Genomic DNA, 26,479 nt, shown 5'->3' with positions numbered 1-26,479 from the left:
TAGACCACGCCCCCCCGTCCCAAATCAACGACAAGCCGGGATGATGCGGCGAACCGGCACATAAACGCGTCCTTTAGGATACAGGCGTGATTAATCCGCGGTCGCTTTCGGTCTCTGTGTTGGGGCCGTTGTATCCTTCGACCCAACGCCGCGCGATTTCACGGGCGGCGTCCTCGTCGCTGTTGGCCAGCGCATGGCGCAAGGAGCGCAACGCGGAGGCAACCTCCAGCTCACTCAATCCCTTTTCGATGGTAAAGAAAATCTTCTTGTGGCCCGTGCCGATCAGCGCGCCGTTCAGGGACAATTCCTCGGTCATTTTTTCGCCGGGACGCAGACCGGTAAATTCGATCTCGATATCGCCTTCGGGATTTTGCGCGTCGCGCACGGAAAAACCCGCGCTTTCGATCACTTGCCGGGCCAGTTGCTCGATCCGCATCGGCTTGCCCATGTCGAGGACGAACACCTCTCCGCCCGTGGCCATGGACCCGGCGCGCAGCACCAGGTGCACCGCCTCCTGCACGGTCATGAAATAGCGGGACACGTCGCGATGCGTGACCGTCAGCGGGCCGCCGCGGCGCAGCTGTTCCTGAAACAGCGGCACGACCGACCCGGATGATCCCAGCACATTGCCGAACCGCACGATGGAGAACACGAGGCCGCGCTGCGACGCGATCCGGTGCGCCACGTCCTGCACCACCAGTTCGGCCAGCCGTTTGGACGCACCCATGACGTTGGTCGGGCGCACGGCCTTGTCCGACGAAATCAGTACGAACCGCTCGACACCTGCTTCGGCGGCTTCGGTCACGAGGGTGTGGGTGCCCAGCACGTTGTTGGCCAGACCGGCAAGCGGGTTGTATTCGACCAGTGGCACGTGTTTGTACGCCGCCGCGTGCAGCACAACGTTGATCTCGTGATCCTGCAACACGCGGCGCACTTGCCGCGCATCGGTCACCGACCCCAAGAGGGGAATGATCTCGATATCGCTGCCCTCGGCCAGTTGCAGCAATTCGTGGTGGATCTGGTAGAGCGCCAGTTCGCTCAGCTCATAAAGCACAATCTTGGATGGCAGGCATTCCAGCACCTGGCGGCTGAGTTCCGACCCGATGGATCCACCCGCCCCCGAGATCAGGACATTGCGGCTGGCATAGGCCTCGACCCGCTCGCCCTGGCTGGTGTTGACCTCGTCGCGGCCCAGAAAGCTGCGCGGGTTCACCGGTGTCAGCTTTTCGACCAGCGCTTCTTCGCCGATGAGCTGCGAGAAGGAGGGCAGCGTCTGCACCTCCAGCCCCATTTTCTGCAATCGGCGGGCGATCTGCATCTGCTTGGGATGGCTTTGCGACGGGATGGCCAACAGCACGCGGTCGATCTTTTGCTCTGCCACGATCTGGGCGATACGTGCGGGGGAATAGACCGGCAGCCGCAGGACGTTGACACCGTGCAGCGCCTGATTGTCATCGACAAAGGCCACGGGTTCGATCAGTTCGTGGCTGCGCAGCGCCGACACCAGCTGCATGCCCGTGGTGCCCGCGCCATAGATCAGCACGCGGTAGCGTTCCGTGCCACTGCGATAGATCGCCAGCACGATCTGCAACAGGATGGCACGGCTGAGGATGGAAAAGACAAAGAAGGTGATGCCGAACACAATCTGCGTCGACATCGCGACCGGCATGTTCGCCGCCGTGGTCAGCAAGACCGATGTCATAGACAAAAGCGCTGCAAACACTGCCGTACGGCCAATCGACCCGGCCTCGTAATCGTTCAGCATGGTGGACGAAATGCCCAGCCAGATGGACAGCGCCGCAGACACGATGAGCATATAGGGCAGGATCGGCAGATAGGACCGCGTCATCTCGAGCGCGCCGATGGTCGACAACTGGAGGCTGAAGGCAAAGAACAACGCCATCGGAATAAGCGCGCAGTCAATCGCGATCAGCAAATTCCGCTTTTGCCTGCGAGACAGCGATTTCAAAAAATCCAACATTCTTGTTCTCGTTCCGGCTGGGGCTTCACGTATGTGCAGCACCCGCAATAGTCGTCGACTGTATCAGTTTGTTAAGACACGCCCCCAGTCCTCGAAAAAATCGACGCGTCAAAAGTAGATTAAATGCTTAAAAACCCGACAATTCCCTGTCCACCGCACAGTATTTGCACACTTTTACTGATTCGGTAAGGGAATCACTGCGTCGCCCCCCTGTCATCGCCGCCGCCGAAACAGGTTGCCGATTGTCTGGAACACCAGGTCGAAATCGTAGCAGGTGCTTTGATTGCGGGCATAGATCAGGTCCAGCCGGGCTTTGCGCGGGACGCAGATGCGGGTGTAGACATCGTCGGTTTCCTCGGGCGTGGCGCAGCGCGCAAGCAGTCGGTCTTCGTGTTTGTGGAACCGGATGGTGGCCAGCCCCGTGACACCGGGGCGCGATTTCAGCACCTCGCCGTAGACCTCGGGAAACCGTTCCACATATTCGCGCAAGGGCGGGCGCGGCCCGACAAAGGAGAGGTCCCCGCGCAGGATGTTCCAGAGCTGCGGAAACTCGTCCAGCCGTTTGGCGCGCAGCTTCGCGCCGATGGGGGTGATGCGCGCATCCTTGTCGCCGCCGGACACACCCGCATCCGTGTCCACCACGGTCATCGTGCGGAATTTCCACAGCCCGAACGCCTGATCCGGCGTCTTCATCCGTTCGGCCACGTAGAATAGCGGACGCCCCTGTTTGCGCCAGATCACCCAGATCAGATACAGGATGATCGGCCCGAGGATCACCACCAGCAGGCTGGCAAAGAACAGATCAAAGATGCGCTTGCGCCATGTCATATGTGATCGACCCCGTTCCAGTCCGCCACGATCCCCGCCGCCGTACTGTCCAGCGGGTGGAAGTCAGTGAACCGCGCCAATCGCGTGATGTCGAGGGTGACATTCGCGATCGTGTTCCCCGTCGCGGGGCGCGGTGTCCAGTCGAGATGCGCCGCGTCCAGCAGATCCCCCATCGCCACGGCGCCCGGCGCGGCGACGTTGAGGGTCGCGGGCAGGTCCGCCGCGCGTGTCAGATCGCCCAGAACACGGGCCAGCGCACCGGGGCCGATATAGCTGCGCCGCGGGGTGCCGCCCTCTGGCAGTACATCCAGCGCAAAGCCTGCGCGCCATCCGCCCAGAATGGCATCCGCGCCTGCCACATTGCCAAGGCGCAGGACGGTGCTTGGGTGTGGATATGCCGCGGCCATGTCCTCCATCGCGCATTTCGCGCGGCCATAGTCGGACAGCGGCGCGACGCTGCCCGCCTCGCACAGCGGTCCGGGCAGGGTGCCATAGACCGCCGCCGTGGAAAACAGGAACACTCGCCCCGCGCGGGCTGTCAGGCTTGCGTCCAGAACCGCGCGGGCGAGGGTCACATTGTCTCCCATGTCCCGATCAGAACCCGGCGTGACACCGGCAAGGCACAGGACAACGTCGCCCGCGCCGATGACGCGCATCAGGGCGTGGCGGTCGGCCACATCCGCCTGTGCCCGGTCCAGCCACCGCGCCGGCCACGCAGACCGGGGCCGGATCAACCGCCCCAATCGTCCGCCCGCGCCAAGGACAACGACGCTCACGGGCTAAGGCACCGAGATGTGGATGTCTTGGGGCACCAGCGCGTTGATCTGCCGGATATGTTCGGGCAGGCACACGGTGTTGAAATCATAGGTCTCGACCACATGCTTGCGCGCCGCAGGCCCCAGATGCGCAAAATCCTTGGGCCGCGCCAGCACGTCGGCCACCTGCGCTGCAATCGCCTCGGGGTCAAAGAAATCGACCAGCAGCCCGGTCTCCCCATGGGTGACCGCCTCGCGCACGGGGGCCACGTCGCTGGCGACCACCGTGGCCTCCATCGACATGCTTTCCAGCAGCGACCAGGACAGCACGAACGGCATCGTCAGATAGAGATGGCAGCTGCTGATCTGGATGATGCTCTGATAATCCTCGTAGGGCACCTGCCCGAGGAAATGCAGCCGTTCCCAATCCAGCAGGTGGCCCACCTCTTCTTCCATCTGGCCGCGCAGGCCGCCGGGGTGGTCGGTCTTTTTGCCATAGGACGCATCATTGCCGCCAATCACCAAGACGCGGGCATTGGGCCGCGCCTTTTGCAGATGTGGCATGGCCCGCATGAACTGGTGATAGCCGCGCGTGGTCTCGAGGTTGCGCGCCATGAAGGTCACGATCTCGTCCTTGACCGTCAGGGGCCGCCCGATCCGCCCCAGCGTCACCTGCGCCTTTTTGTTCGGCTTCAGCTTGTCGGTGCGGATGCCGTCGTGACACACATAGATCTTGTCGTGAAAGCTTTTGGGAAAGCGGTTGCGCTGCCACTCGGTCGGGCTGTGGCCCACGTCGACCACCTCGATGTTCATGTGCGGCACCACGTTGTGGCCGTGCATGAAAAAGGGCGCGTGGTCGCTGACCGGGGATTCAGGATCAAACCCGACGGGGCCGCCGTGCACCGAATAGAAATATTCAAAGAAGCCGATCATGGGCGTCTTGGGCAGGACCTCGCGGAAGAACGTCATCTCGCCCCAGCCGACATGGCCGATGACGATGTCGGGGGTGAACCCGCCTTCGACGATCTTGCGCAGCGCCATTGCCGCGCCAAACCCCGCGCCGGCCGCGGTCTCCCATGTCTTGGACAGGCCGAACGCATCCTTGCCCGCGTCATGCGCCGATTTGTAGATCACCGTCTGGACGCCCTCGAAGACGGGCGGTTTCGGTTTCTGCGTGAGAAAGACGATCTCGTGATCGCCTTGCGCGGCAAGCCACTGGATCAGTTCGCGGTACTGACCCGGCATATTCTGGTGCACGAACAATAACTTCATGAAATCCTCGCAATATGTCCAATTGGATAGCGTTCAACCGGCGCTGTTGCAATTGCGGTTATGTGGGCCAGATGGACCCGGTGCCGCGTTTTTCCTGACCGGGGCTTTGGCCGAAGGTGCCGCGGTAGCTTTTGGAGAAGTGCGACAGCGACCGGAACCCGCAGGCCACGCAGATGTCGGTGACGCTCATGCTGGTCTGGCGCAGCAGCCCGCGTGCCTTTTCCAGCCGCAATTGCAGGTAGTGACGCTTGGGCGAGACACCCAAGTGCTTGGCAAAGAGACGCTCCAGCTGCCGCGTGCTCAGCTCGATCACCTGCGCGATCTCTTCGGGGCGCAGCGGATCCTCGAGGTTGTTTTCCATGATCTGCAAGGCGATGCCCAGTTTGCCATGGGCCATGCCGGGCCGGGTCCGGCGCGACAGCCGCTGACCATGGGTGGCCGCGCGCGGGTCGGTATAGACCATCTGGTCGGCGACCCATGTTGCCAGATCGGTGCCGAATTCCGCGCGGATCCGGTCCAGCATCATGTCCATGGACGCGGCCCCGCCTGCGGTCGTGAACACCCGCCCATCGACGGAAAACAGGCTCGATTCAATGATCACATCGGGCAGCAGTTCTATCAGCGCGTCGCGGTATTCCCAATGGGTCGTGACCCGCTTGCCCGACAAGAGCCCGGCCAGCGCCAGCGTGTAGGTGCCCGACGACAGGGCGCCGAAATCCATGCCCTTGCGGGTCTCGCGGCGCAGCCAGTTCAGCACCGGGCGCGTGCTGCCCCGCGCCGCTTCGTTGCCCGCGCAGACCACCAGCGTCTCGGACCGGTCCAGGTCGGTCAACGCGCTGTCCACCGCCGTGGTCACCCCATTGTAGGCGGGCACCGGATCGCCCGTCTCGCCGATCAGGCGCCAGTCATAGAACCGCTGGCCGGAAGGGTGCAGGTTGGCAAGGCTGAGCGCCTCGAGCGCGCAGGCAAATCCCAGCTGGGAATAGCCGGGGATCAGCAGAAACGCGTAGCGCCGCGTCCCGGAGGCCTCAGGCGGCAAGCGCGGTGTCCAAGAGCGCGCGGACCCGACGCGCATAGGGTTCGTTGACCAGCCTTGCGACTTCGGTGCCGTTCTTCATCACGACCAGCGTGGACCGCCGTTCGACGCGCAACCGCTGGGTCATCTGCGACTGGCCGAACGTGTCCCAATCCACGTCCACAAAGGTCAGCTGCCCATAGGCCGGGTTTTCGGCCAGCGCCTCTTCGATCAGTTCGGCCTTGATCTGGCAGGTCAGCGACCACGACGCGCGGTAGTTCAGGATCACGGTCTGGTCCGTCTGTTTCAGCGCATCCCAGACCGCGGGTGAAAACACCTCTGCCGGATAGGACAGCGCCATGGTCGGTATCAGCGCGGCAGAAGACAAAAGGAACATGCGGCGGTGCATCGACGGCTCCGGGTACTGGAATGAAATCACGCGGCAGAATATGGCGCGTGCGCGCCCGCGCAAGGGGGCAGCGTCAGGTTTTGGCCTGTCGTGACAATTGCACCGCAAGAATGCCCGCCGCAATCACGACGACGCCGATCACGTCCAGCGGGCCCAGACGTTCACCCAGCAGCAGCGCGGCGATGGCCACACCGAAAAACGGGTTGAGAAAGTGGAATGTCGCCGCCTTGGTCGGCCCGATCCGCGCCACCAGCGCAAACCAGATCCACGTCGCCACCAGACCCGGCACCAGCACGGTATAGGCAAAGGCCACGAGGAAAACGGGCGTGACCGTCACCTGGATCGTTTCGGTCAGCGCCGACACCACGCCCAGCACGCCCGCGCCCACGAACATCTGCAATCCCACGACCATCATCAGGTTGCCCCCCGACGACATGGTGCGCATCGACAGGGTCGCGACGGTCAACGCCACGGCGGCGATCACGCACATGGCGATGCCGCGCACGTCGACACCGGCCTCAAGCCGCGCCGACATGATCACGACGACACCGCCGATCCCCAGCACCAGCCCGACCACCCCCAGCAGCGGCAGCCGGTCGCGGAACACGACCCACCCGGCAAAGGCCACCATCAGCGGCATGGTGGACGCGATGATGGAGGCCAGCGACGCCTCGATGGTCTGCATGGCGACGAAATTCAGGCCCAGATAGATCGCGTTCTGGCACAGGCCAAAGATCAGCGTCGCGCGCCACTGGTCGCGGGTCAGACGCCACGACTGGCCCAGCGCCCGCGCCACCGCGACCCCGATGATCCCCGCGATCAGGAACCGCAGCGAGGACGCCGCCAGCGGCGGGGCATGGGTGACGATGATGCGCGCGGAAGTGAACGCCGACGACCAGATCAGCGCAAAACTCAGCCCCATCAAGATTGCGCGGATGTCCATCGGTCTGGCCTTTTTCCTTCGGGCGGAGTGTTCTGGCAAAACGATCCGGGATGCAAGCGGGCGTTCACGCGTCTGTTGGGTGCATGTGAACGCGCTAAGGTGCACATAGGCAGCACAGGAGGATGACCCATGGATCTGTCACGACGCGCCTTTGGGGGCCTTGCCCTGTCCGGGCTGGCCCTGCCCCGCACCGCACTGGCCCAGGAAATTTCGATGCTCGACGCGATGCGCGCGCCGCTGTCGGCACCCACCAGCGAGTTCAACGCCGCGATGGAGATGATGCGCACGCGCGGCAACCCGGACGTGGCCGCCAGCCTGATCAACGCGCTGCGCTTTTCCCGGTCAAGGGGGCCGCAGATCGCCGAAACCCTTCAGGCGGTCACGGGCGAGGATTACTTTACCGACTGGTTTGCCTGGATGCTCTGGCAGGAGAAGAACCCCCAGATCAAACCGCATGCCGACTTTCCCGCCTTCAAACGCGAACTGATGTTGCGCATCGACGAGAATTTCGATGAATTCCTGCGCACCGAATACATCCAGCCCGACCGGATGCGCATCCGGCTGGAGGAGATCACGTGGGGTGGCGTGGTCAAGGACGGCATCCCGTCGCTGGACAATCCCGACCTGATCACGGCGGCGCAGGCCGATTACATGCGCGGCGACGATCTTGTGTTCGGCGTGTCGATCAACGGCGATGTGCGGGCCTATCCGCTGCGGATCATGGGCTGGCACGAGATGTTCAACGAGGTCATCGGCGGGGTGCCCGTGGCGCTGGCCTATTGCACGCTCTGCGGTTCGGGCATCCTGTTCGAGACGGATGTGCCGGGACGTGCCGCACCGCTGGTTTTTGGGTCGTCCGGGTTCCTTTACCGGTCCAACAAGCTGATGTTCGACCGCGAGACAAACTCGCTCTGGAACCAGTGGACGGGCAAGCCCGTGGTCGGCCCGCTGGTCGACAGCGGCATCGAACTCAGGCAGCGGCCCGTGGTCATCACCACATGGGACAACTGGACCGCCGCCAACCCCGACACCCGTGTCCTGAGCCTCGAGACCGGGCACCGGCGCGATTACGGGTCGGGCGTTGTCTACAATGACTATTTCGCCTCGCCTGACCTGATGTTCCCGGCGCAGGTGGATCAGGGCACGCACCAGCAAAAGGATTACGTCTTTGCCATCCGCCAGTTCGGTGCCGCGCGCGCCTGGCCGCTCAACGCGTTCGAGGGGATGCCGGTGATCAACGACGCCATCGCGGACACGGCGCTGTTGCTGGTGGGCGATCCCGCCACCCGCAGCGTGCGCGCCTATGAACGCAAGGACCACCGGTTTGCCCCCGCGGGCGGGCGGCTGCGCGATGAGGCCGGCGCCGAGTGGCGCGTGACCGAAACCGCGTTGCTGGGGCCGGACGGTGCATCGCTGCCGCGCGTCGCGGGGCATATCAGCTATTGGTTCGCCTGGGACAACTATCTGGGCGACAGCGCCACGGTCTACGACGGCTGAAACGCAAAAGGGCCGCCCCGTCGGGCGACCCTTTCAAACGGTGTCCGCAGGGGACTTAGCCGTTCACGCTGTCTTTCAGCGCCTTGGCGATGGTCATCTTGACGACCTTGTCCGCCTCTTTCTTGAACTGCTCACCGGTGGCAGGGTTGCGCACCATGCGCTCGGGACGCTCGCGGCAGTAGATCTTGCCAACGCCGGGCAGAGTGACTGCGCCGCCGCCCGAAACTTCCTTGGTGATCAGCCCGCAGATCGCGTCCAGCGCGCCGCCTGCGGCTTTCTTGTCTGTCCCCATTTCTTCGGCCAGCGCGGCGACGAGTTGGGTTTTTGTCATTGGTTTTGCCATTTTCTGGTCTCCTTCGTCTGCCCGAGTTCTTGGGCCTCTGTTCCGCAGTGTAACGGAATGTTGTGCGAACACACAACGAATAGTGGCCCATGGCAAGGGAAAAACAGGCGTTTTCGGCGGTTTTCAGCGGGGAATGGGCCGGTTGCCCCTGCGTTACAGGAATGCCGTCTCGTCAAAGGACCGCAATTTCCTGCTGTGGATGCGTTCCAGCGGCATCTTGCGCAGGTGCTCCATCGCGCGAATACCGATCATCAGGTGCCGCGCGACCTGCTCCTTGTAGAAGTTCGACGCCATGCCCGGCAGCTTCAATTCGCCGTGCAGCGGTTTGTCAGAGACACACAGGAGCGTGCCGTAAGGCACCCGGAACCGGTAGCCGTTGGCGGCGATCGTGGCGCTTTCCATGTCCAGCGCGATGGCGCGCGATTGCGACAGGCGCTGCACCGGGCCGCGCTGGTCGCGCAGTTCCCAGTTGCGGTCGTCATGGGTGGCCACGGTGCCCGTCCGCATGATCCGCTTCAGCTCGTATCCCTTCAGCGCGGTGACCTCGGCCACCGCCTCCTCCAGCGCGATCTGGATCTCGGCCAGCGCCGGGATCGGCACCCATGGCGGCAGGTCGTTGTCCAGCACGTGATCCTCGCGCAGGTATCCGTGGGCCAGCACGAAATCACCCAGCGCCTGAGAGTTGCGCAGGCCCGCACAGTGCCCGACCATCAGCCACGCATGTGGGCGCAGCACTGCGATGTGGTCCGTCGCCGTCTTGGCGTTTGAGGGGCCCACGCCGATATTGACCAGCGTGATCCCCGACCCATCCGCGCGCTTGAGGTGGTAGGTCGGCATTTGCGGCATCTTGGCCGTTTCGGGCAGGACCGCGTCACCGCTGGTGATCTCGGCATTGCCGGTGGACACGAAAGACGTGTAACCGCTGTCCGGATCATCCAGCCGTGACCGGGCATAGGCCTCGAATTCCGAGACGTAGAACTGGTAGTTGGTGAACAGCACGTGGTTCTGGAAATGCGACGGGTCGGTCGCCGTATAATGCGCCAGCCGCGCCAGCGAATAGTCGATGCGCTGGGCCGTGAACGGGGCCAGCGGGTGCACGCCGTTGGCGGGCTCGTAAGTGCCGTTGACGATGTCGTCGTTGGTATTGCTCAGGTCCGGCACGTCGAACACGTCGCGCAGCGGGAACTCCGCCGCCCCCTGCTGGGGCACGGAGATGCTGTCGTCATTGGCCACGGCGAAATGCACCGGCATCGGCGTGTCGGAAAACCCGATCTCGACCGGCTGGCCGTGATTGGTGATCAACAGGCCGATCTGCTGGACGAGGTAATGCTCGAACAGGTCCGGGCGGGTGATGGTCGCGGCATAGGTGCCCGGCGTCGACACGTGGCCAAAGCTGAGGCGGGTGTCCACCTGCGCATAGCTTGACGTGGTGAACCGGATCTCGGGGTAAAAGGCCCGCACACGCCCATCGGGGGCGCCGTCCTCCATCGCCTTGCGGAAATGCGTGTTCAGGTGATCGGATGCCTCGGCATAAAGGGCGGTCAAAAGGGCCACGGCGGCCTTGGCATCGTCAAAGGATTGGTGCGGCCTGTGGTCAGGTGTCATTATTTTCATGTTGTTGGCTCAAGTACGGGTAAGAATTCAAAGGTACGCACATCCACCAGCCCCAGATCTGAAATCCGAAGTTCGGGGATGACCACGAGGGCCAGCAGCGAATGCTGCATATACGCGTTGTTCAGGGTACAGCCGCAGGCGATCATCGCCGCGACCATATTGTCGGCCTTGGCGGCCACGTCGCGGGCCGGACTGTCGGACATCAGCCCCGCAATCGGCAGTTCGACCAGGGCCAGTTCTTCTCCATCGCGGAAGATCGTGATCCCGCCGCCCACCTCGGCCAGCCGGTTGGCGGCCAGCGCCATCTGGGCGCGGTCGGTGCCCACGACGATCATGTGGTGGCTGTCATGTGCCACGGTCGAGGCCATGGCCATCCGCCCGGTGTAACCGAAGCCTGACACCAGCGCATTGGTCACGCCACCGGTCGCCCGGTGCCGTTCGACCAGCGCGATCTGGCAGGTGTCGCCATGCGGTTCGACCTTGCCGTCAGTGACCGGCATGTCGCGTTTCAGCGCCTTGGTCGGGGCCTGGTTCTCGACCACGCCGATCACGTTGGCGGTGACCGAATTGCGCCCTGCGGGGGCTGCGATCTCGAAATCCGCGGCGGTCTTGGGTGCGCCCATGTTCACCGTCTGACGCGCCTTGGCGGGCCAGTCGAGGTGCGGGCAGTCCACCGTCAGCGCCCCGTCCATCGCCACCGTCCGGCCGCGTGCGATCACATGTTCAATCGGCAGCGTCCGCAGGTCCGAGGTCAGGATGACATCCGCCCGGCGTCCGGGTGTCAGCGACCCGATCTCGCGCTCCAGCCCGAAATGGGTGGCGGTGTTGATCGTCGCCATCTGCAACGCCACCAGCGGGTCACAGCCGCAGTCGATGGCGTGCCGCACCACACGGTTCATATGCCCGTCATTAACCAGCGTGCCGGAATGGCAGTCATCGGTGCACAGGATCATGTTGCGCGGATCCAGCCCCTGTTCGGTGATCGCGGTGATCTGCGTTTCGACATCGTACCACGCGCTGCCCAGCCGGATCATCGACCGCATGCCCTGCCGCATCCGGGCGATGGCGTCGGCCTCGCAGGTGCCTTCGTGATCATCCGCCGGACCACCCGCCACATAGGCCGCAAAATCGGGGCCAAGATCGGGCGAGGCATAGTGCCCGCCCACCGTCTTGCCCGCGCGCTGTGTCGCCGCGACCTCGGCCAGCATCTGGGGATCGGCGGCGGCCATGCCGGGAAAGTTCATCATCTCGCCCAGACCGATGATACCGGGCCAGCCCATCGCCTCGGCCACGTCCTCGGCGCTGATCTCGAACCCGGTTGTCTCCATCCCCGGCGCCGAGGGGGCGCAGGACGGCATCTGGGTCCAGATGTTCACCGGCTGCATCAGCGCCTCATCGTGCATCAGGCGCACACCGTCGAGGCCCAGAACATTCGCAATCTCGTGGGGGTCGGTGAACATGGTGGTCGTGCCATGCGGGATCACGGCGGCGGCAAATTCCGCGGGCGTCAGCATGCCCGATTCGATGTGCATATGCCCGTCGCACAGGCCGGGGATCATGTACCGCCCCCGCGCCTCGATCACCTCTGTCTCGGGGCCGATCTGCGCGCTGGCATCTGGCAGGACACAGGCGATGCGCCCGTGACGGATCGCGATATCATGGCCCGGCAACGCCTCGCGCGTGTGCACGTTCACCCATATGCCGCCATGAATGACCGTATCGGCGGGCGCGCGGCCTGCGGCGACATTCACAAGATCGGGGGCAACATCGGGCCACGACGGAAACGGGGGGGGAGAAAGGTCATGTTCCATCCCCTAATATTTCACCACGCCCCAGAGGCTGCAAGCGCAATTGCGCAGGCACGGGCAGGGAACCGCCGTGGCCCCGCCCGCGTTGCACAGGATGATGGACGCCACCGATATACCCGACGGCCTGATCTGGTACCCGGACGACCGGCCCGGCATCACGCGCAAGCGTGCGGGGCGCGGGTTTACCTATCTGGCCCCCGACGGCACCCGCATCGACCAAACCGCAGAGCGCAAGCGGATCGAGGCGCTGGCCGTGCCGCCCGCCTATGACAAGGTGTGGATCAGCCCGCGCGCGAACGGGCACCTGCTGGCCACGGGCTATGATGCGCGCACCCGCAAGCAGTACCGCTATCACCCCGACTACAGCGCCTTTCGCGCCCGGAACAAGTTCGACGATCTGGCCCGGTTCGGCGCGCGCCTGCCTGCAATCCGCAGGCGCGTGCACGCCGCCCTGACCGCAGCGCGCGGCGACGAGGAGTTCGCCATTGCCGCCGCCCTGCGCCTGATCGACCGCGCGTCGCTGCGGGTGGGCACGCCGGACTATGCCGCGGACAACAAGACATACGGTGCCACCACCCTGCGCGGGCGGCACCTGCGCCTTGATGGCAATGTGATCCGCCTCGACTACAGGGCCAAGGGTGGCCAGCGCGTGCGCAAGCGGCTGAACGACCGGACGCTGATGCGCGCCCTGGACAAGATGGACGACCTGCCCGGCGGCGCGCTGATGCAGTACCACGACGACGCGGGCACCCTGCGCCAACTGGGGCCGGAACAGGTCAACCGCTGGCTGCGCGAGGTCACCGACCACGACGGGCTGACGGCCAAGACGTTCCGCACCTGGAACGGATCCGCCGCCGCCCTCGCGGCCCAGTTGGCCAGCCCGGAGCCCGTGCGCATCACCGACATGGCCGAGGCCGCCGCCAGCGCGCTGCACAACACGCCCACGATCGCGCGCAACAGCTATATCCACCCGCAGGTCATCGCCCTTGCCGGCACGTCGCAGCGGCCCAAGGTGCCGGACACCCCCACAGGCCTGCGCCAGTCCGAACGGGCGCTCATGGCGCTTCTGACTTGACGGACAGGCGCCGGGCGTGAACGGTCGCCCCATGGATTATGACAGCATAGACGCAGACAGTTTTGGCCGCGGCCTGCGCGGGATCGGGTTGAACCTGCTGGTGCGCGACGTCGGCGCGCAGGTGGCCTTTCTGAAGGCCCTGTTCGACATGCGCGCCCACCAGCCCACGGCGGATTTCGCGATCATGGCCTATGGCGATCAGGTGTTTCAGCTGCACAGCGACGGCACCTACCACGCCAACCCGCTGCTGGGCCTCTTGCCCGAGAACCCGCCACGCGGCGGCGGCATCGAAATCCGGCTCTATGACACAGATCCCGAAGAGGCAGTGGCCCGCGCCACGGCCCACGGGGCCACGATCCTGCAAGCGCCCACCGACAAACCCCACGGCCTGCGCGAGGCCTATATCCTCTGCGACAACGGCTATGCCTGGGTGCCGTCGCGGGGCAAGGATGCCTGACATTGCGCCATGACTGAGCGGCGACAGGCGGGTGTGAAGCCAAAGAGCTTAACGCCGTGCGCATCGACAATTTCAGACTGTCCATCTCTTGCGATCTGTCGAGATGTGGCGGAATTTCACTTTGGAAAAGGAACTCGAGGTGGAGATGTCAGTAAAAGTCCGGCCAGCAGCAGAGCGTGATCGACAGGAATGGGATACCCTGTTTGAGGCCTACTGCGCGTTTGGCGGAGATCAGCAAACCGCTGAGATGAGAGACAGGGTTTGGGGTTGGATACACGACAAAACGGCGCAAACAACGTGCTTCATCGCCGAAAATGACGGGGGCGAGGTCATCGGTTTCGTGCATTTTAGAGAGTATGAACGCCCGATGCCCGCCACCAAAGGGGCTTACATCGACGACATGTTCGTCTCGCCGTCAGCGCGCGGACAGGGTGTTGTCGATCAGTTGATCGCTTCGGTCGGCAAATATGCCAAGGAACAAGGCCTGGATGTGGTTCGCTGGATGACCTCTGAGACCAATTATCGGGCCAGGTCAGTGTATGATCGGCATGCAACGAAGAGTAGCTGGGTAACCTACCAACTGAACACGTGATGGTTTTCACTTCGAACCCGGGTCATTTCGGCTTCACTTGAGTGCCCGCCTCCCGGCAGCGGGCATTGGCTCAACCGCCGCAAAAGGCAGCACCGTCCGCAACCCCGACAACCCATGTAAACGCCAGACCCTCGAGAAATGTCGCGGCCAGAACAGCCTTTTGAGTTGATCTGGGCGGGCGACCTCATGCACGCTTTGAGTCAAAGCCAAAGGGAGACGCCACATGACCGTCACAGAACTGCGCCCGAACATGGATCACTGGCTGGAGCGCGTGGACCTTGCCGCGGCGTTCCGCTGGACCGTCCGGCTGAACATGCACGAGGCCGTGGCCAACCACTTTTCCCTCGCCATCAATGACGACGGGACCAAGTTCCTGATGAACCCGAACCAGATGCATTTCTCGCGCATCAAGGCGTCGGACCTGATCGTCGTGGACGCCAATGACCCCGCCAGCATGGAGGGGCCGAACGCGCCCGACCCCACGGCCTGGGGGCTGCATGGCGGGATGCACCGGCACTGTGCCCACGCGCGCTGTGCGATGCATGTGCATTCGCCCTATGCCACGGCGCTGGCCGCGCTGGCCGACAGCACGCTGCCCCCGGTCGATCAGAACGGCTGCATGTTCTATGAACGGGTGGTGGTCGATGACAATTACGGCGGGCTGGCCTTTGAGGAAGAGGGCGAGCGCTGTGCCCGGCTGTTTGACGATCCGCGCAAGAAGGTGATGGTGATGGGCAATCACGGCATCATGGTCGTGGGCGACACTGTAGCCGAAACCTTCAACCGGATGTTTTATTTCGAGCGGGCGTGCCAGACCTATCTGCTGGCGTTGCAGACCGGCAAGCCGCTGCGCCTGATCCCGCATGACGTGGCCGCGCAGACGGCACAGGAGATCGAGGATTATCCCGAACAGGACGAACGCCATCTGGCGGAGCTCAAGGCGATCCTGGACGAGGAAGGGTCGACCTATGCGACGTGACGACCCCGGCACGTCGCGGACGGGATGAACGTCCTCTTCCTGATGGCGGATGAGCTGTCGTGGTGGGCTCTGGGCCATCACGACCCACGCATCCACACGGCGCATCTGGACCGGCTGGCCGCGCGCGGGATGCGGTTCGACGCGGCCTATACCCCCTCGCCCATCTGCGTACCGACGCGGGCGGCGATTGCGACGGGCAAATATGTGCACGAGATCGGGAACTGGTCCTCTGCCGAACCCTATGACGGGGCCACGCCCAGCTGGGGGCATGTTTTGCGCGATGTTGGTATTGACCCGGTGTCCATCGGCAAGCTGCACTATCAATCCGGCGACGCCGATTGCGGGTTCGGCACCCAGATCGCGCCGGTGCACGTGGTGGATGGCATCGGCTGGGCACAAGCGCTCTTGCGCCGCCCGGTCGAACCCTACGACATGACCCACACGCTGGCGCGCGACATCGGGCCGGGGGACACTGCCTATCTGGCGCAGGACCGGACGGTGACGGCCGCGGCCTGTGACTGGATCGCAGCACCTGCGCGCCAGAACGCGCCGTGGTGCGCCTTTGTGTCATGGCTGGCCCCGCACTTTCCGCTGACGGCGCCGCCGCAGGACTATGCCCTGTACGATCCGCAGGCCCTTGCCCGTGGCGCGCAAGAGGTGCCGGATCATCCGATCCTGCGGGAAATCGCCGGGTTCTTTGATCACGATCCGTATTTCACGCCCGAATCGCGCGGTATCGCCACGGCGTCCTATTTCGGCCTCTGCACCTTTCTGGACCGGCAGGTGGGACGCGTCCTTGATGCGTTGGATGCGGCGGGCCTGACCGAGGACACGCTTGTCGTCTTTACCGCCGATCATGGCGAGATGCTGGGGGAAAAGGGGTTCTGGACGAAGTCGACCATGTATGACAGCGCCGCGCGCGTGCCGCTGATGCTGGCCGGGCCGGGGATCGATGCGGGCACCTGCGCCACGCCGGTCAGCCTGATCGACATCGCGCCGACGATCTGCGGCACGCTGGGGGCCCGGACCTCCGGGTTCTCGGGCCGCGACCTGCGCCGTCCGGATCCGGACCGCACCGTGCTGTCCGAATATCACGACGGCGGCTGTTCGGTGGGCGTGACCATGGTGCGCTGGGGCACGTGGAAGATGGTCCACTATGCCGAAGGGCACGCCGCGCAGCTTTTTGACATGGCAGCCGACCCGCAGGAAGAGGTGGACCTCGCCATCGCCCGGCCTGACATTATCGCCGAAGGGACGCGGCGGATGCTTGCCCTCGTTGACCCGGAGGACGCCAATGCCCGCGCCCATGCCGACCAGGCGCGGCGCATTGCGGCCCTCGGCGGCATCGACGCCATCCGCGCCATTCCGACCTTTGACTATACCCCCGCCGACAGCCGCTAGGCCCGGCGGAACGCGATCAGCAGCGCGGTATCGCCTGCATGTGGCCCCGTCGCGCCCGGGCCATAGATCGCGACCTCGGTTTCGCTCAGATCCGAAATCGCGTCGCCCAGCGCCGCCAGCTTGGCCGCAAAACCGGTGGCGGCGTAGTGCTGCGCGTTGACCGACACCACGATCCACCCGCGCGGGCGCACGGCGGCCAGCATCGCGTCCAGACCGTCTGGCCCCACATGGCCGTTGGTGAAGGTGCCGGAACTGACCGCGCCCTGATAGGTGTCCGGCGCGTCCAGCCCGGTCAGGATATTGCCGGTGAACAGGTGGCGATAGATCCCCTTGGTGCGCGCGGTTTCCAGCATCTCGGCGGAGATGTCGGTGCCATCGACGGGGCCAATGCCCCGCCCCGCCAGCGCCGCGCCGCACAGGCCCGTGCCCGCGCCCACATCCAGCACCGGGCCGAACCCGCCAAGCACCGCATAGTGGCGCGAGACCTCGGCGGGCAGGACGTAATCGCTGGCTTGCGCGAAATCGCGGTCATAGGTGTCGGCCCAGTCGCGATAGAGCCGCACCGAATCCTCGGGCGTTTTCAGCGCATAGGCGCGGTCGAGATCAGGATCATCCGTCATGGCGCAATAAGGCCGCCCGGGACGGGTTTTGGCAAGGGCGCGCGCGCGCCAAGGGACTTGTCCCCGCGGGGACAGTCGGTACGGTGGGGCGCATGAAGACGCTTCTTTCCTTTGGCCACGGGTATTCAGCGCAGGCGCTGACCCGGCTGTTGCTGCCGCTGGGCTGGCGGGTGATCGGCACCACGCGCAGCGCCGACAAGGCCGCCGCACTTGCCGCCAGCGGGGTCGAGCCGCTGATCTTTCCCGGTGATGCGGTCGACGCGGCGCTGGACGATGCGACGCATCTGCTGATCTCTGCCGGGCCGGATGCCGAGGGCGATCCGGTGTTGCGCGCGGTGGGTGACCAGATCCGCGCCAGCGCCGCGCAGTTCGCATGGGCCGGGTACCTGTCCACCACCGGCGTCTATGGCGATCACAAGGGCGGTTGGGTCGACGAAGACACCGCCCTGACCCCCTCGACCCGGCGCGGGCAGTGGCGCGTCGCCGCCGAGACCGCGTGGCGCGAGATCCCCGATCTGCCGCTGCACATCTTTCGGCTGGCCGGGATCTATGGGCCGGGGCGCGGCCCCTTTGCCAAGGTGCGCGCAGGCACCGCCCGGCGGATCATCAAACCGGATCAGGTGTTTTCGCGCATCCACGTCGAGGACATCGCACAGATCGTGCTGGCCTCGATCCACCAGCCCGCGCCGGGCGCGGTCTATAACCTGTGCGACGATGACCCCGCCCCGCCGCAGGACGTCATTGCCCATGCCGCCGCCCTGCTGGGCCTGCCCGTGCCCCCGGCAGAGGATTTCGAGACCGCCGAGATGACGCCGATGGCGCGCAGTTTCTATGCCGAGAGCAAGCGGGTGCGGAATGACCGCATCAAGGACGATCTGGGTGTCACCCTGCTTTATCCGAACTACAGGGACGGGCTTGCAGCCTTGCTGGCCCGCGACGGCTGAGCCATGGACCCTACCGACCACCCGTCGCTGACGCATCTTCTGGATATCCTCGAAGAGGCTGCGCAGGGCGACAGGGTCACGGTTCAGGACATCCTGCACGAGATCGGCGACCGGTCGATCATGCCCATCGTGCTGGCGATTGCGCTGCTTATGGTGTCGCCCCTGTCGGGCATTCCGGGCCTGCCCACCCTGTCCGCGCTGCTGATCGTGATGGTCATGGTGCAGGCCCTGTTCGGGCGCAGGCACCTGTGGCTGCCGGGGCTTGTGCGCAACCGGGCCGTGCCGGTACGGCGGCTGCGCAGGGCGGTGGCGGCCCTGCGCCGCCCGGCGCGGTGGATCGACCGGCATTCACACCCTCGGCTGCGGATGTTGACGGGCGGGCCACTGCGACTGGGCACGTTGCTTTTGTGCCTGCTCATTCCCATGACATGGCCCCTGCTCGAACTGCTGCCCTTTGTCACGTCCTTCGGGGCGGGGGCGGTGTCGCTGATGGCGTTCGGGCTGTTTACACGCGACGGGCTTTATGTGCTGCTGGGTTACGGCGTGGTGGGCGGTCTTGCGGCGCTGACGCTATGGCTGGTTCAGGCCGGTACCTGACCGCGCATCACGCGCGACAGCACCCAGCCCAGACATCCAAAGACCAACAGCAGGAACAGCGCCGTACCGCCATTGACCAGGTAGAACATCGCCCGTTCCGAAAATTCCATGTTGTTGAGGAACGGATAGGGCAGCCCGCTGGTCACCTCGCCCGCAGGCCGGTCGTTGAAGCGCTGCACGAACAGCTCGCTCCAGGCGACATAGGCGCTGATGATCAGGATCATCGGCACGATGCCGCGCCAGACCCGTCGAAAGACACGGCCGATGAACAGCGCATCAATGATCTGGAGCGCCGGGCCCAGCGCATGCAGGTAGTATTCCAGCCACCACACGATGGGACCGCCATTGTTCACCAGTGCAGGGTCTGTGAAATAGAGCCGCCAGTAGAGGAACACGACCATCACGTTCAGCACGGCGGCGCACATGGCGGTGACCTCGTGCCGACGCGTGATGCGGTGTTCGGACAGGGCCAGCATCCGGCTGGCCGCGTAGAATGACAGGAACAGCGCCCAGATCGTCAGGTAGCGGAACGGCCCGCCCGGCCCGGTCCAGGCCCCCAGCACCAGCTGGTGCAGGCAATAGCCCGCCGCCAGCAGGAACACGATCCAGCGATAGATGTGGACGGGTCGGCTGTGGATCGACATGGGGCACCCTTTGCGTTTCGGTGGGCGCAGTCTGGCCGAAGCCCGCCCCGCCCCGCAAGCGTCAGGCGCGCGCCTCGTCAAGTGACGTTACGCCAAGCACGTTCAGCACCTTGGCCTCGATCTGGTCCGCGTTCATGCCCGCGACGGCATACATGTCCGCCGGGCTGGCCTGATCGATGAACGTGTCGGGCAGGACCATGGACCGGTACTTGAGGCCGGTATCGAACACGCCCTCCTCCGCCAGAAGCTGTGCCACGTGACTGCCAAAGCCGCCGATGGCGCCCTCTTCGATGGTGATGAGGGCCTCGTGATCGGCGGCCAGTTGCAGGATCAGGTCGCGGTCCAGCGGCTTGGCAAAGCGGGCGTCGGCGATGGTGGGCACGATCCCCTTGGCGGCCAGGTTTTCGGCGGCTTTCTGCACCTCAGCCAAGCGGGTGCCAAAGGACAGGATGGCCACGCCCTTGCCGGTCTGGATCATGCGGCCCTTGCCGATCTCCAGCGGGGTGCCGCGCTCCGGCATCTCGACCCCGGTGCCTTCGCCGCGCGGGAACCGGAAGGCGATGGGGCCTGCGTCATGCGCGGCCGCCGTGGCGACCATATGCGCCAATTCCGCCTCGTCCGCGGCGGCCATCACGACAAAGCCCGGCAGGTTCGCCAGATAGGCCACGTCGAACGCGCCCGCATGGGTCGCCCCGTCCGCACCAACGAGCCCCGCGCGGTCGATGGCAAAGCGCACCGGCAACCGCTGGATCGCCACATCGTGCACGACCTGATCGTACCCGCGTTGCAGAAAGGTCGAATACATCGTGCAAAACGGCTTCATCCCGCCTGCGGCAAGTGCTGCCGAAAAGGTCACGCCGTGTTGTTCGGCAATGCCCACGTCAAAGCAGCGGCTGGGAAAGCGTTCGGCAAAAAGGTTCAGGCCCGTGCCATCAGGCATCGCCGCCGTCACCGCACAGATCTTGTCGTCGCCCTCGGCCTGCCTGATCAGGTGCTGGGCAAAGACGGACGTATAGCTGGGCGCGTTGCTGGGCGCCTTTTTCTGCTGGCCGGTGACCACGTCGAACTTGGCCGTGGCGTGGCCCTTGTCGCGGGCGGTTTCGGCGGGAGCATAGCCCTTGCCCTTTTTGGTCAGCACGTGGATCAGGATCGGCCCGTTGGCGCGCTCCTTGACCGTGCGCAGCACCGGCAACAGCTGGTCCATGTCATGCCCGTCGATGGGGCCGAGATAGGAGAACCCCAGCTCTTCGAACAGTGTGCCGCCGACGGCCATGCCCTTGAGCATCTCCTTGGCACGCTTGGCCCCTTCGCGGAACGGTTCGGGCAGCAGGCTGACCGCGCCCTTGGCCGCGGCCTTGAGATCCTGAAACGGGTTCTGGGCATAGAGCCGCGAAAGGTAGGACGACATCGCGCCCACCGGCGGGGCAATCGACATCTCGTTATCGTTCAGGATCACGATCAGGCGCTTGCCCAGGTGACCGGCGTTGTTCAGCGCCTCATACGCCATGCCCGCGCTCATCGATCCGTCGCCGATCACGGCAATCGCGTCGCCTGTCCCCGCGGGGACAGTGCCGCCCAGATCACGCGCCACGGCAAATCCCAGCGCCGCCGAGATGGAGGTCGACGAGTGCGCCGCGCCAAACGGGTCATAATCGCTCTCGCTGCGCTTGGTGAACCCGCTCAGCCCGTCCTTCATCCGCAGCGTGCGGATGCGGTCGCGCCGTTCAGTCAGGATCTTGTGCGGGTAACACTGGTGGCCCACGTCCCAGATCAACTTGTCCCGCGGGGTGTCGAACACCGCATGCAGCGCCACGGTCAGCTCGACCACACCGAGACCCGCGCCCAGATGCCCGCCGGTGACCGACACCGCCGACACCGTTTCGGCCCGGACCTCGTTCGCGATCTGGCGCAGCTGCGCATCGGAGAACCGTTTGAGGTCCGCAGGGCGCTTGACCGTATCAAGCAGGGGGGTGTTGGGGCGATCCGTCATGGGCACTCACGTCTTGCGGGTCACGACAAAGCGGGCGGCGTCCCGCAATACGTCGGCGTCCGCTTGGTACATACTTAACGCGTCGCAGGCATCCGTCACCAGTTGATCGGCGCGGCGTTTCGCCTCGTCCAGACCCAGCAGCGACACGAATGTCGCCTTGCCCGCATCCGCATCCTTGCCGGTGGCCTTGCCCATGGTGGCGGCGTCGCTGGTCACGTCCAGAATGTCATCGGCGATCTGAAAGGCGAGGCCCAGCGCCCGGGCATAGGCCTGCAACGGGCCGGTGTCCGCCTGCGCCATCCGCGCGCCCGCCGTGGCGGCCCATTCGATCAGCGCGCCGGTCTTGCCCCGTTGCAGGGCGGTGATCTGGTCCAGCGTCAGGGGCGCGTCCGCCGTCTCTGCCGCGATGTCGAGCGCCTGACCCAGCACCATGCCCTGCGCGCCCGAGGCCCGCGCGAGCGATGCGGTCAGATCGGCGCGCACGTCACCGGGGCCCACATCCGGGTGGCTCACCAGCTCGAAGGCCAGCGTTTGCAGCGCATCCCCGGCCAGCACGGCGGTGGCTTCGTCCCATTTCACGTGCACCGTCGGCGCGCCGCGCCGCAGATCATCGTCATCCATGCAAGGCAGGTCATCATGCAGCAGCGAATAGGCATGCAGCGCCTCGATCCCTGTCGCAGGCCAAAGGGCGGCACCCGGCTCCACCCCGTGCAACCGCGCGCTTTCCAGCACCAGAAACCCGCGCAGCCGCTTGCCCCCGTGGGTGGCATGGGCCATCGCATGAACCACCGGCAGGTCGTCAAACCCCGCCAGCACGGCATCAAACTGCGCCTGTATGACGGCGGCCGCGCCCTTCAACCGGTCCTGAAACATCGCTCAGAGATCGCCCGCGGCTTTCAACCCGGTGGGATTGCCATCCGCATCCAGCGTGATCGCGGCCACCTTCTCTTCAGCTTCCTTCAGCTTGGCCTCGCAGCGCGCCTTGAGCGCGGCCCCCCGCTCATAGAGCGTGATCGATGCATCCAGCGCCACATCGCCACGCTCCAACTGGCCCAGAACCTGTTCCAGCTCGGCCATCGCTTCTTCGAAGCTCATCTCGTCTACGGGGCGGTCAGTCATGTCGGGGCCTTCATCAGCGATTGTACATGGGCGCGGGCGCAGGCCGCCAGCGCATCCAGATCATAGCCGCCTTCCAGCACCGACACCACCCGGCCCTTGCACAGGTCTCGTGCAGTTTCCGCCAACATGTCCGTGAGGCGCGCATAGGTGTCCACTGTCCAGTTCAACTGGGCCAGCGGGTCATCCTGATGGGCATCGAACCCGGCAGAAATCAGGATCAGCTCGGGCTGGTGTTTGATCAGCGCAGGCATCACGACGCGGGTGTATTCCGCAATCGCATGAGCACCGTCCGTGCCCGGTGCCAGCGGGACGTTCAACACCGTGCCATGCGGGCCGCGATCGGACGCCGCCCCCGTACCCGGCCACAGCGGCATCTGCTGGCTGGTCACAACAAGCGCGCGCGGATCGTCCTGCAAGAGCGCCTGCGTGCCGTTGCCGTGATGCACGTCGAAATCGACAACCGCCACACGGGCCAGCCCCCGCACCTCCAACGCGTGCTTGGCCGCAATCGCCACATTGCCAAAGATGCAGAACCCCATGGGCAGGGACTGCTCCGCATGATGCCCCGGCGGGCGCATCGCGACAAAGGCGTTCGTCACCTCCCCGTCCAGCACCATGTCCACGGCGCGCACAGCCCCCCCTGCCGCGCGCCAGATCGCGTTCTGAGAGGTGGGCGACAGGAACGTCTCCGCATCCGTCTCCCGGTCCAGCCCGGCAAAGCCGTCCGCTGGCATCTGCGCGCGGACCCGGTCGATATAGTCCTGCGGATGACACAACGCGATCTGCGCGTCTGTTGCCAGTGGAGGATCGACCCGCACCAGATCCAGATCCGCCAGCGCGCTCTGGATATAGTCCAACCGCGCCACCTGCTCGGGCATGCCTGCGGGGGTGACGTGCAAGAGGCCGTCGGCGTGGGTGAGGAGCGCTGTTTTCATGGTTTGGACAATAGCAGTGGGCTGCCCGGTTGCCAGCGCCGATTGTTTTGATCAAAGTCCCGGGTCTGAACATACGGGAAAAGGAGCGCGATCATGTCGCGGCAAATGCTGATTTGGATCGGTGTTGCTTTCGTTGCCATCGCGGCGTTTGCGGCTGGCCGGATGTCGGCCCCCGATCATGCCGAAAACCCCACCACCAACCGCGCATTGCTGCGCACGGTATCAACCAGTTCCAGCGTCGTCTTTCAGGAAAGCGTGGTAACGCATTGCTGCGCGCTCGCCGGCACCGCTTTTGCGACCTGTGGTTCCTCGCAGGATGAAGACGGTATCGTCGTGTCCTTTGAAGACGCGGCCTCAACACCACTGCTTGGCGCTTTGCAGCCGTGCGTCCCAATGGACCGTCAGTGACTATCCCACGCCGTCACCGGGTCAATCCGGCGCCAGCATGTACCCTGCACCGCGCACGGTTTGCAGATAGCGCGGTTGTTTCGGGTCGCTCTCGATCTTGCGCCGCAGCCGGGTGATCTGCACGTCTACCGCGCGTTCCTGGGCCTGACCGCGGTCGCGGCCCAGATCCTCGACCAGCTGCGCGCGACTGACCGCCTCGCCGGGCTGGGCCGAGAAAATCTTCATCAGCTGCATTTCCGTGGCCGTCAGCCGGACCAGATCGGCCCCCTGCCACATCTCGCCGCGTTCCATATCGTAGCGGATCGGCCCGAGGGTCAGGATTTTCGGCGTCGCCTCCTCCGGTGCCACATCGGGCACGCGGCGCAGGATCGCGTTGATCCTCAGCAGCAGTTCCTTGGGCTCGAACGGCTTGGCCAGATAATCGTCGGCCCCGGCCTCCAGCCCCTCGATCCGGTTGTCGGTCTCGCCCTTGGCCGTCAGCAGCAAGATCGGCGTCGCATGGGTTTCGCGCAAGGACCGGCACAGGCTCAGCCCGTCCTCGCCCGGCATCATCACGTCCAGCACGATCATGTCGAAATCGAGCCCCGCGAGGATGCGCCGGGCATGTTCGGCATCACGCGCCGCCGTCACCAGAAACCCGTTCCGCATCAGGAACTTCTGCAACAACGTGCGGATCCGCTCGTCATCGTCGACAATCAAAAGGTGTGCATCAAAGTCCATCACGCCCCGCTTTCCTTCAGTCTTGTGTAGGTGCGGCGCATCTCTGTGTCCATCATCGCCTCGAGCACCGTGCGGAACCCTGCCACAGCCTCGGGACCTGCGTCGCGGAAGGCGGTGCGCATACGGGCCCGTTGGGCATCCGACAGCCGCCCTTCGAGCGCGCGGCCCTCGTCGGTCAGGAACAAGTGGCGTTCGCGCTTGTCAGACTGTCCCACCCGGCTTTGCACCAGACCGTCGGCGATCAGGGTACGCAGCACGCGGTTGAGCGATTGTTTGGTCACGCCGAGGATGTTGAGCAGGTTATTCACGGTTGTGCCCGGCGCCCGGTTGATAAAGTGGATCGCGCGGTGATGCGCTCGCCCATAGGCCAGATCCGACAGGATGCGATCGGGATCGGCGGTAAAGCCGCGATAGGCAAAGAACATCGCCTCGATCCCCTGCCGCAATTGTTCGTCCGTCAAGAACAGCAGGTTTTCCCCGCTGATCGCGGCACTCGGGCGTCCGTCGGCCATGCTGTCCCTGTCCTTTGTGTCGTGTTTTGCCGTCAGTTTATGTCAGCCTTGTTGACATTCCAAGAGCGAAGCGATATCGAATCGCAGGTTTTGCGCAACTTTATGACCGTTTCGGACTTATCAGCGCAACAAATGCAAAATGGAGGACGCCATGGCTGGCTATGATGATCGTGATGGGAAAATCTGGATGGACGGCCAGATGGTCGACTGGCGCAGTGCCAATGTCCACGTCCTGAGCCATGCCATGCACTATGCGTCGTCGGTGTTCGAGGGCGAGCGGGCCTATAACGGGAAGATTTTCCTGAGCCGAAAGCATTCGGAACGGCTGCACTTTTCCGCGGGAGAGCTGGATTTCCAGATCCCCTATACGGTGGACGAGATCGAGGCGGCCAAGCAGCAGGTGCTGACCGCCAATGGCCTGACGGATGCGTATGTGCGGGCGGTGGCATGGCGCGGTGCGGGCGAGGACATGGGTGTCGCATCCGCGCGCAACCCCGTCCATCTGGCCATCGCGGCGTGGGAATGGGGCAGCTATTACGGCGACGCCAAGTTCAAGGGCGCCAAGATCGACATCGCCAAATGGAAGCGCCCCAGCCCCGAGACGATCCCGGTGCACGCCAAGGCCGCTGGTCTTTACATGATCTGCACCACATCAAAGCATGCCGCCGAGGCCAAGGGCTGTTCGGACGCGCTGTTCATGGATTACCGTGGATACGTGGCCGAATGCACCGGTGCCAACATCTTTTTCGTCAAGGATGGTGAGGTGCACACGCCCAAGGCCGATGTGTTCCTGAACGGTCTGACGCGCCAGACGGTCATCGGCATGCTCGAAGATCGCCAGATCAAGGTGCACGAGCGGGTGATTATGCCCGAGGAACTCGAAGGGTTCGAGCAGTGCTGGCTGACCGGCACCGCCGCCGAGGTGACGCCGGTAGGGCAGATCGCCGACTTCAACTTTGAGGTCGGGGCCATCGCGCGGGACATCGCCGAAGGGTACGAAAAGCTCGTCCGGGAATAAGCC

The 26,479-nt window shown here is 64.7% G+C and carries 28 protein-coding genes; 10 read left to right on the top strand and 18 right to left on the bottom strand.

The genetic code is table 11. The features are described 5' to 3' along the window. Positions 1 to 73 precede the first annotated feature (73 nt). The 7 genes from Q0949_RS00675 to Q0949_RS00645 all read right to left on the bottom strand — a co-directional run bounded on the left by Q0949_RS00675 (position 74) and on the right by Q0949_RS00645 (position 7,203). A complete protein-coding gene (locus Q0949_RS00675) occupies positions 74 to 1,981 on the bottom strand; it encodes a nucleoside-diphosphate sugar epimerase/dehydratase (RefSeq protein WP_299367103.1) in 1,908 nt (635 codons plus the stop codon). Between the two features lie 213 nt (positions 1,982 to 2,194). Next, positions 2,195 to 2,809 carry a sugar transferase gene (locus Q0949_RS00670; protein WP_299367100.1) on the bottom strand — a complete coding sequence of 205 codons (615 nt, stop codon included), beginning with the start codon at positions 2,807 to 2,809 and terminating at the stop codon, positions 2,195 to 2,197. Then, positions 2,806 to 3,585, bottom strand: a complete 780-nt coding sequence (locus tag Q0949_RS00665; RefSeq protein ID WP_299367097.1) for an NAD(P)-dependent oxidoreductase — start codon at positions 3,583 to 3,585, stop codon at positions 2,806 to 2,808. Before Q0949_RS00665 ends, Q0949_RS00670 begins: the two co-directional genes overlap by 4 nt. A gap of 3 nt (positions 3,586 to 3,588) precedes the next feature. Further along, on the bottom strand, positions 3,589 to 4,836 hold the full coding sequence (locus Q0949_RS00660; RefSeq protein WP_299367094.1) for a glycosyltransferase family 4 protein: 1,248 nt from the start codon (positions 4,834 to 4,836) through the stop codon (positions 3,589 to 3,591). Between the two features lie 58 nt (positions 4,837 to 4,894). Then, on the bottom strand, positions 4,895 to 5,875 hold the full coding sequence (locus Q0949_RS00655; RefSeq protein ID WP_299367091.1) for a GlxA family transcriptional regulator: 981 nt from the start codon (positions 5,873 to 5,875) through the stop codon (positions 4,895 to 4,897). Next, positions 5,865 to 6,248, bottom strand: coding sequence for a thioredoxin family protein (locus tag Q0949_RS00650; RefSeq protein ID WP_299367088.1), 384 nt, complete (start codon positions 6,246 to 6,248; stop codon positions 5,865 to 5,867). The genes Q0949_RS00655 and Q0949_RS00650 overlap by 11 nt, the downstream gene beginning before the upstream one ends. A gap of 85 nt (positions 6,249 to 6,333) precedes the next feature. Next, positions 6,334 to 7,203 carry a DMT family transporter gene (locus Q0949_RS00645; protein ID WP_299367085.1) on the bottom strand — a complete coding sequence of 290 codons (870 nt, stop codon included), beginning with the start codon at positions 7,201 to 7,203 and terminating at the stop codon, positions 6,334 to 6,336. A 129-nt stretch (positions 7,204 to 7,332) separates the two neighbouring features. On the opposite strand from Q0949_RS00645, the gene Q0949_RS00640 reads away from it, so the two are divergent. Continuing rightward, positions 7,333 to 8,700 (top strand): DUF3179 domain-containing protein, encoded by a 1,368-nt coding sequence (locus tag Q0949_RS00640; RefSeq protein ID WP_299367082.1) that lies wholly within the window; start codon positions 7,333 to 7,335, stop codon positions 8,698 to 8,700. 55 nt (positions 8,701 to 8,755) lie between these two features. Here Q0949_RS00640 and Q0949_RS00635 read toward each other — a convergent pair whose 3' ends face one another. The 3 genes from Q0949_RS00635 to ade all read right to left on the bottom strand — a co-directional run bounded on the left by Q0949_RS00635 (position 8,756) and on the right by ade (position 12,468). After that, positions 8,756 to 9,043, bottom strand: coding sequence for an HU family DNA-binding protein (locus Q0949_RS00635; RefSeq protein WP_299143788.1), 288 nt, complete (start codon positions 9,041 to 9,043; stop codon positions 8,756 to 8,758). Between the two features lie 153 nt (positions 9,044 to 9,196). After that, entirely contained in the window at positions 9,197 to 10,657 is a 1,461-nt protein-coding gene (locus Q0949_RS00630) for an AMP nucleosidase (RefSeq protein ID WP_299367079.1), read from the bottom strand. Then, positions 10,654 to 12,468, bottom strand: coding sequence for an adenine deaminase (gene ade / locus Q0949_RS00625; RefSeq protein WP_299367076.1), 1,815 nt, complete (start codon positions 12,466 to 12,468; stop codon positions 10,654 to 10,656). The genes Q0949_RS00630 and ade overlap by 4 nt, the downstream gene beginning before the upstream one ends. Before the next feature lie 67 nt (positions 12,469 to 12,535). Here ade and Q0949_RS00620 point away from each other — a divergent pair, with 67 nt between their 5' ends. From Q0949_RS00620 to Q0949_RS00600, 5 genes are all read left to right on the top strand, one after another. Then, positions 12,536 to 13,540 carry a DNA topoisomerase IB gene (locus Q0949_RS00620; RefSeq protein WP_299367074.1) on the top strand — a complete coding sequence of 335 codons (1,005 nt, stop codon included), beginning with the start codon at positions 12,536 to 12,538 and terminating at the stop codon, positions 13,538 to 13,540. Positions 13,541 to 13,571: 31 nt separating this feature from the next. Beyond that, entirely contained in the window at positions 13,572 to 13,997 is a 426-nt protein-coding gene (locus Q0949_RS00615) for a glyoxalase (protein ID WP_299367071.1), read from the top strand. A 121-nt stretch (positions 13,998 to 14,118) separates the two neighbouring features. Further along, a complete protein-coding gene (locus tag Q0949_RS00610) occupies positions 14,119 to 14,589 on the top strand; it encodes a GNAT family N-acetyltransferase (protein WP_299367068.1) in 471 nt (156 codons plus the stop codon). A 223-nt stretch (positions 14,590 to 14,812) separates the two neighbouring features. After that, positions 14,813 to 15,568 (top strand): class II aldolase and adducin N-terminal domain-containing protein, encoded by a 756-nt coding sequence (locus Q0949_RS00605; RefSeq protein WP_299367065.1) that lies wholly within the window; start codon positions 14,813 to 14,815, stop codon positions 15,566 to 15,568. 24 nt (positions 15,569 to 15,592) lie between these two features. Then, a complete protein-coding gene (locus Q0949_RS00600; protein WP_299367062.1) occupies positions 15,593 to 16,969 on the top strand; it encodes a sulfatase-like hydrolase/transferase in 1,377 nt (458 codons plus the stop codon). Here Q0949_RS00600 and Q0949_RS00595 read toward each other — a convergent pair. After that, on the bottom strand, positions 16,966 to 17,589 hold the full coding sequence (locus tag Q0949_RS00595; protein WP_299367059.1) for a class I SAM-dependent methyltransferase: 624 nt from the start codon (positions 17,587 to 17,589) through the stop codon (positions 16,966 to 16,968). The two genes, Q0949_RS00600 and Q0949_RS00595, sit on opposite strands and share 4 nt — an antisense overlap. 92 nt (positions 17,590 to 17,681) lie before the next feature. Between Q0949_RS00595 and Q0949_RS00590 the strand changes: the two genes are divergently transcribed. Then, complete coding sequence (locus Q0949_RS00590; RefSeq protein ID WP_299367056.1) at positions 17,682 to 18,533, top strand: SDR family oxidoreductase; 852 nt, start codon at positions 17,682 to 17,684, stop codon at positions 18,531 to 18,533. A 3-nt stretch (positions 18,534 to 18,536) separates the two neighbouring features. Beyond that, positions 18,537 to 19,130, top strand: a complete 594-nt coding sequence (locus Q0949_RS00585) for an exopolysaccharide biosynthesis protein (RefSeq protein WP_299367053.1) — start codon at positions 18,537 to 18,539, stop codon at positions 19,128 to 19,130. Here the strand turns inward: Q0949_RS00585 and Q0949_RS00580 are convergent. The 5 genes from Q0949_RS00580 to Q0949_RS00560 all read right to left on the bottom strand — a co-directional run bounded on the left by Q0949_RS00580 (position 19,115) and on the right by Q0949_RS00560 (position 23,818). Next, complete coding sequence (locus Q0949_RS00580; RefSeq protein ID WP_299367050.1) at positions 19,115 to 19,774, bottom strand: hypothetical protein; 660 nt, start codon at positions 19,772 to 19,774, stop codon at positions 19,115 to 19,117. The genes Q0949_RS00585 and Q0949_RS00580 overlap by 16 nt on opposite strands. 61 nt (positions 19,775 to 19,835) lie before the next feature. Then, positions 19,836 to 21,764: a 1-deoxy-D-xylulose-5-phosphate synthase gene (gene dxs / locus Q0949_RS00575; RefSeq protein WP_299367047.1), complete on the bottom strand. Its 1,929-nt coding sequence runs from the start codon at positions 21,762 to 21,764 to the stop codon at positions 19,836 to 19,838. 6 nt (positions 21,765 to 21,770) lie between these two features. Beyond that, positions 21,771 to 22,637, bottom strand: a complete 867-nt coding sequence (locus Q0949_RS00570; RefSeq protein ID WP_299367044.1) for a polyprenyl synthetase family protein — start codon at positions 22,635 to 22,637, stop codon at positions 21,771 to 21,773. A gap of 3 nt (positions 22,638 to 22,640) precedes the next feature. Continuing rightward, complete coding sequence (locus tag Q0949_RS00565; protein WP_299367041.1) at positions 22,641 to 22,883, bottom strand: exodeoxyribonuclease VII small subunit; 243 nt, start codon at positions 22,881 to 22,883, stop codon at positions 22,641 to 22,643. Then, on the bottom strand, positions 22,880 to 23,818 hold the full coding sequence (locus Q0949_RS00560) for a histone deacetylase family protein (RefSeq protein ID WP_299367039.1): 939 nt from the start codon (positions 23,816 to 23,818) through the stop codon (positions 22,880 to 22,882). The genes Q0949_RS00565 and Q0949_RS00560 overlap by 4 nt, the downstream gene beginning before the upstream one ends. A gap of 93 nt (positions 23,819 to 23,911) precedes the next feature. Between Q0949_RS00560 and Q0949_RS00555 the strand changes: the two genes are divergently transcribed. Then, positions 23,912 to 24,226: a hypothetical protein gene (locus Q0949_RS00555; protein ID WP_299367036.1), complete on the top strand. Its 315-nt coding sequence runs from the start codon at positions 23,912 to 23,914 to the stop codon at positions 24,224 to 24,226. A gap of 21 nt (positions 24,227 to 24,247) precedes the next feature. On the opposite strand, the gene Q0949_RS00550 is transcribed toward Q0949_RS00555, so the two are convergent. Further along, positions 24,248 to 24,949, bottom strand: coding sequence for a response regulator (locus tag Q0949_RS00550; protein ID WP_299367033.1), 702 nt, complete (start codon positions 24,947 to 24,949; stop codon positions 24,248 to 24,250). After that, entirely contained in the window at positions 24,946 to 25,458 is a 513-nt protein-coding gene (locus Q0949_RS00545; protein WP_299367030.1) for a MarR family transcriptional regulator, read from the bottom strand. The genes Q0949_RS00550 and Q0949_RS00545 overlap by 4 nt, the downstream gene beginning before the upstream one ends. 151 nt (positions 25,459 to 25,609) lie before the next feature. On the opposite strand from Q0949_RS00545, the gene Q0949_RS00540 reads away from it, so the two are divergent. Further along, positions 25,610 to 26,476 carry a branched-chain amino acid aminotransferase gene (locus Q0949_RS00540; RefSeq protein ID WP_299367027.1) on the top strand — a complete coding sequence of 289 codons (867 nt, stop codon included), beginning with the start codon at positions 25,610 to 25,612 and terminating at the stop codon, positions 26,474 to 26,476. Positions 26,477 to 26,479 lie beyond the last annotated feature (3 nt).

It is taken from the genome of uncultured Tateyamaria sp. (genome assembly GCF_947487805.1).
Taxonomy (GTDB): Bacteria; Pseudomonadota; Alphaproteobacteria; order Rhodobacterales; family Rhodobacteraceae; genus Tateyamaria.
This window is presented reverse-complemented; position numbering and strand designations above follow the sequence as displayed.

Bases quoted from the DNA above. Each gene is read 5' to 3' on its own strand.
- Q0949_RS00675 (WP_299367103.1), bottom strand. From the start codon at position 1,981: ATGTTGGATTTTTTGAAATCGCTGTCTCGCAGGCAAAAGCGGAATTTG.
- Q0949_RS00670 (WP_299367100.1), bottom strand. From the start codon at position 2,809: ATGACATGGCGCAAGCGCATCTTTGATCTGTTCTTTGCCAGCCTGCTG.
- Q0949_RS00660 (WP_299367094.1), bottom strand. From the start codon at position 4,836: ATGAAGTTATTGTTCGTGCACCAGAATATGCCGGGTCAGTACCGCGAA.
- Q0949_RS00650 (WP_299367088.1), bottom strand. From the start codon at position 6,248: ATGTTCCTTTTGTCTTCTGCCGCGCTGATACCGACCATGGCGCTGTCC.
- Q0949_RS00645 (WP_299367085.1), bottom strand. From the start codon at position 7,203: ATGGACATCCGCGCAATCTTGATGGGGCTGAGTTTTGCGCTGATCTGG.
- Q0949_RS00640 (WP_299367082.1), top strand. From the start codon at position 7,333: ATGGATCTGTCACGACGCGCCTTTGGGGGCCTTGCCCTGTCCGGGCTG.
- Q0949_RS00635 (WP_299143788.1), bottom strand. From the start codon at position 9,043: ATGGCAAAACCAATGACAAAAACCCAACTCGTCGCCGCGCTGGCCGAA.
- Q0949_RS00630 (WP_299367079.1), bottom strand. From the start codon at position 10,657: ATGAAAATAATGACACCTGACCACAGGCCGCACCAATCCTTTGACGAT.
- ade (WP_299367076.1), bottom strand. From the start codon at position 12,468: ATGGAACATGACCTTTCTCCCCCCCCGTTTCCGTCGTGGCCCGATGTT.
- Q0949_RS00615 (WP_299367071.1), top strand. From the start codon at position 13,572: ATGGATTATGACAGCATAGACGCAGACAGTTTTGGCCGCGGCCTGCGC.
- Q0949_RS00605 (WP_299367065.1), top strand. From the start codon at position 14,813: ATGACCGTCACAGAACTGCGCCCGAACATGGATCACTGGCTGGAGCGC.
- Q0949_RS00600 (WP_299367062.1), top strand. From the start codon at position 15,593: ATGAACGTCCTCTTCCTGATGGCGGATGAGCTGTCGTGGTGGGCTCTG.
- Q0949_RS00595 (WP_299367059.1), bottom strand. From the start codon at position 17,589: ATGACGGATGATCCTGATCTCGACCGCGCCTATGCGCTGAAAACGCCC.
- Q0949_RS00590 (WP_299367056.1), top strand. From the start codon at position 17,682: ATGAAGACGCTTCTTTCCTTTGGCCACGGGTATTCAGCGCAGGCGCTG.
- Q0949_RS00585 (WP_299367053.1), top strand. From the start codon at position 18,537: ATGGACCCTACCGACCACCCGTCGCTGACGCATCTTCTGGATATCCTC.
- Q0949_RS00580 (WP_299367050.1), bottom strand. From the start codon at position 19,774: ATGTCGATCCACAGCCGACCCGTCCACATCTATCGCTGGATCGTGTTC.
- dxs (WP_299367047.1), bottom strand. From the start codon at position 21,764: ATGACGGATCGCCCCAACACCCCCCTGCTTGATACGGTCAAGCGCCCT.
- Q0949_RS00570 (WP_299367044.1), bottom strand. From the start codon at position 22,637: ATGTTTCAGGACCGGTTGAAGGGCGCGGCCGCCGTCATACAGGCGCAG.
- Q0949_RS00565 (WP_299367041.1), bottom strand. From the start codon at position 22,883: ATGACTGACCGCCCCGTAGACGAGATGAGCTTCGAAGAAGCGATGGCC.
- Q0949_RS00560 (WP_299367039.1), bottom strand. From the start codon at position 23,818: ATGAAAACAGCGCTCCTCACCCACGCCGACGGCCTCTTGCACGTCACC.
- Q0949_RS00555 (WP_299367036.1), top strand. From the start codon at position 23,912: ATGTCGCGGCAAATGCTGATTTGGATCGGTGTTGCTTTCGTTGCCATC.
- Q0949_RS00545 (WP_299367030.1), bottom strand. From the start codon at position 25,458: ATGGCCGACGGACGCCCGAGTGCCGCGATCAGCGGGGAAAACCTGCTG.
- Q0949_RS00540 (WP_299367027.1), top strand. From the start codon at position 25,610: ATGGCTGGCTATGATGATCGTGATGGGAAAATCTGGATGGACGGCCAG.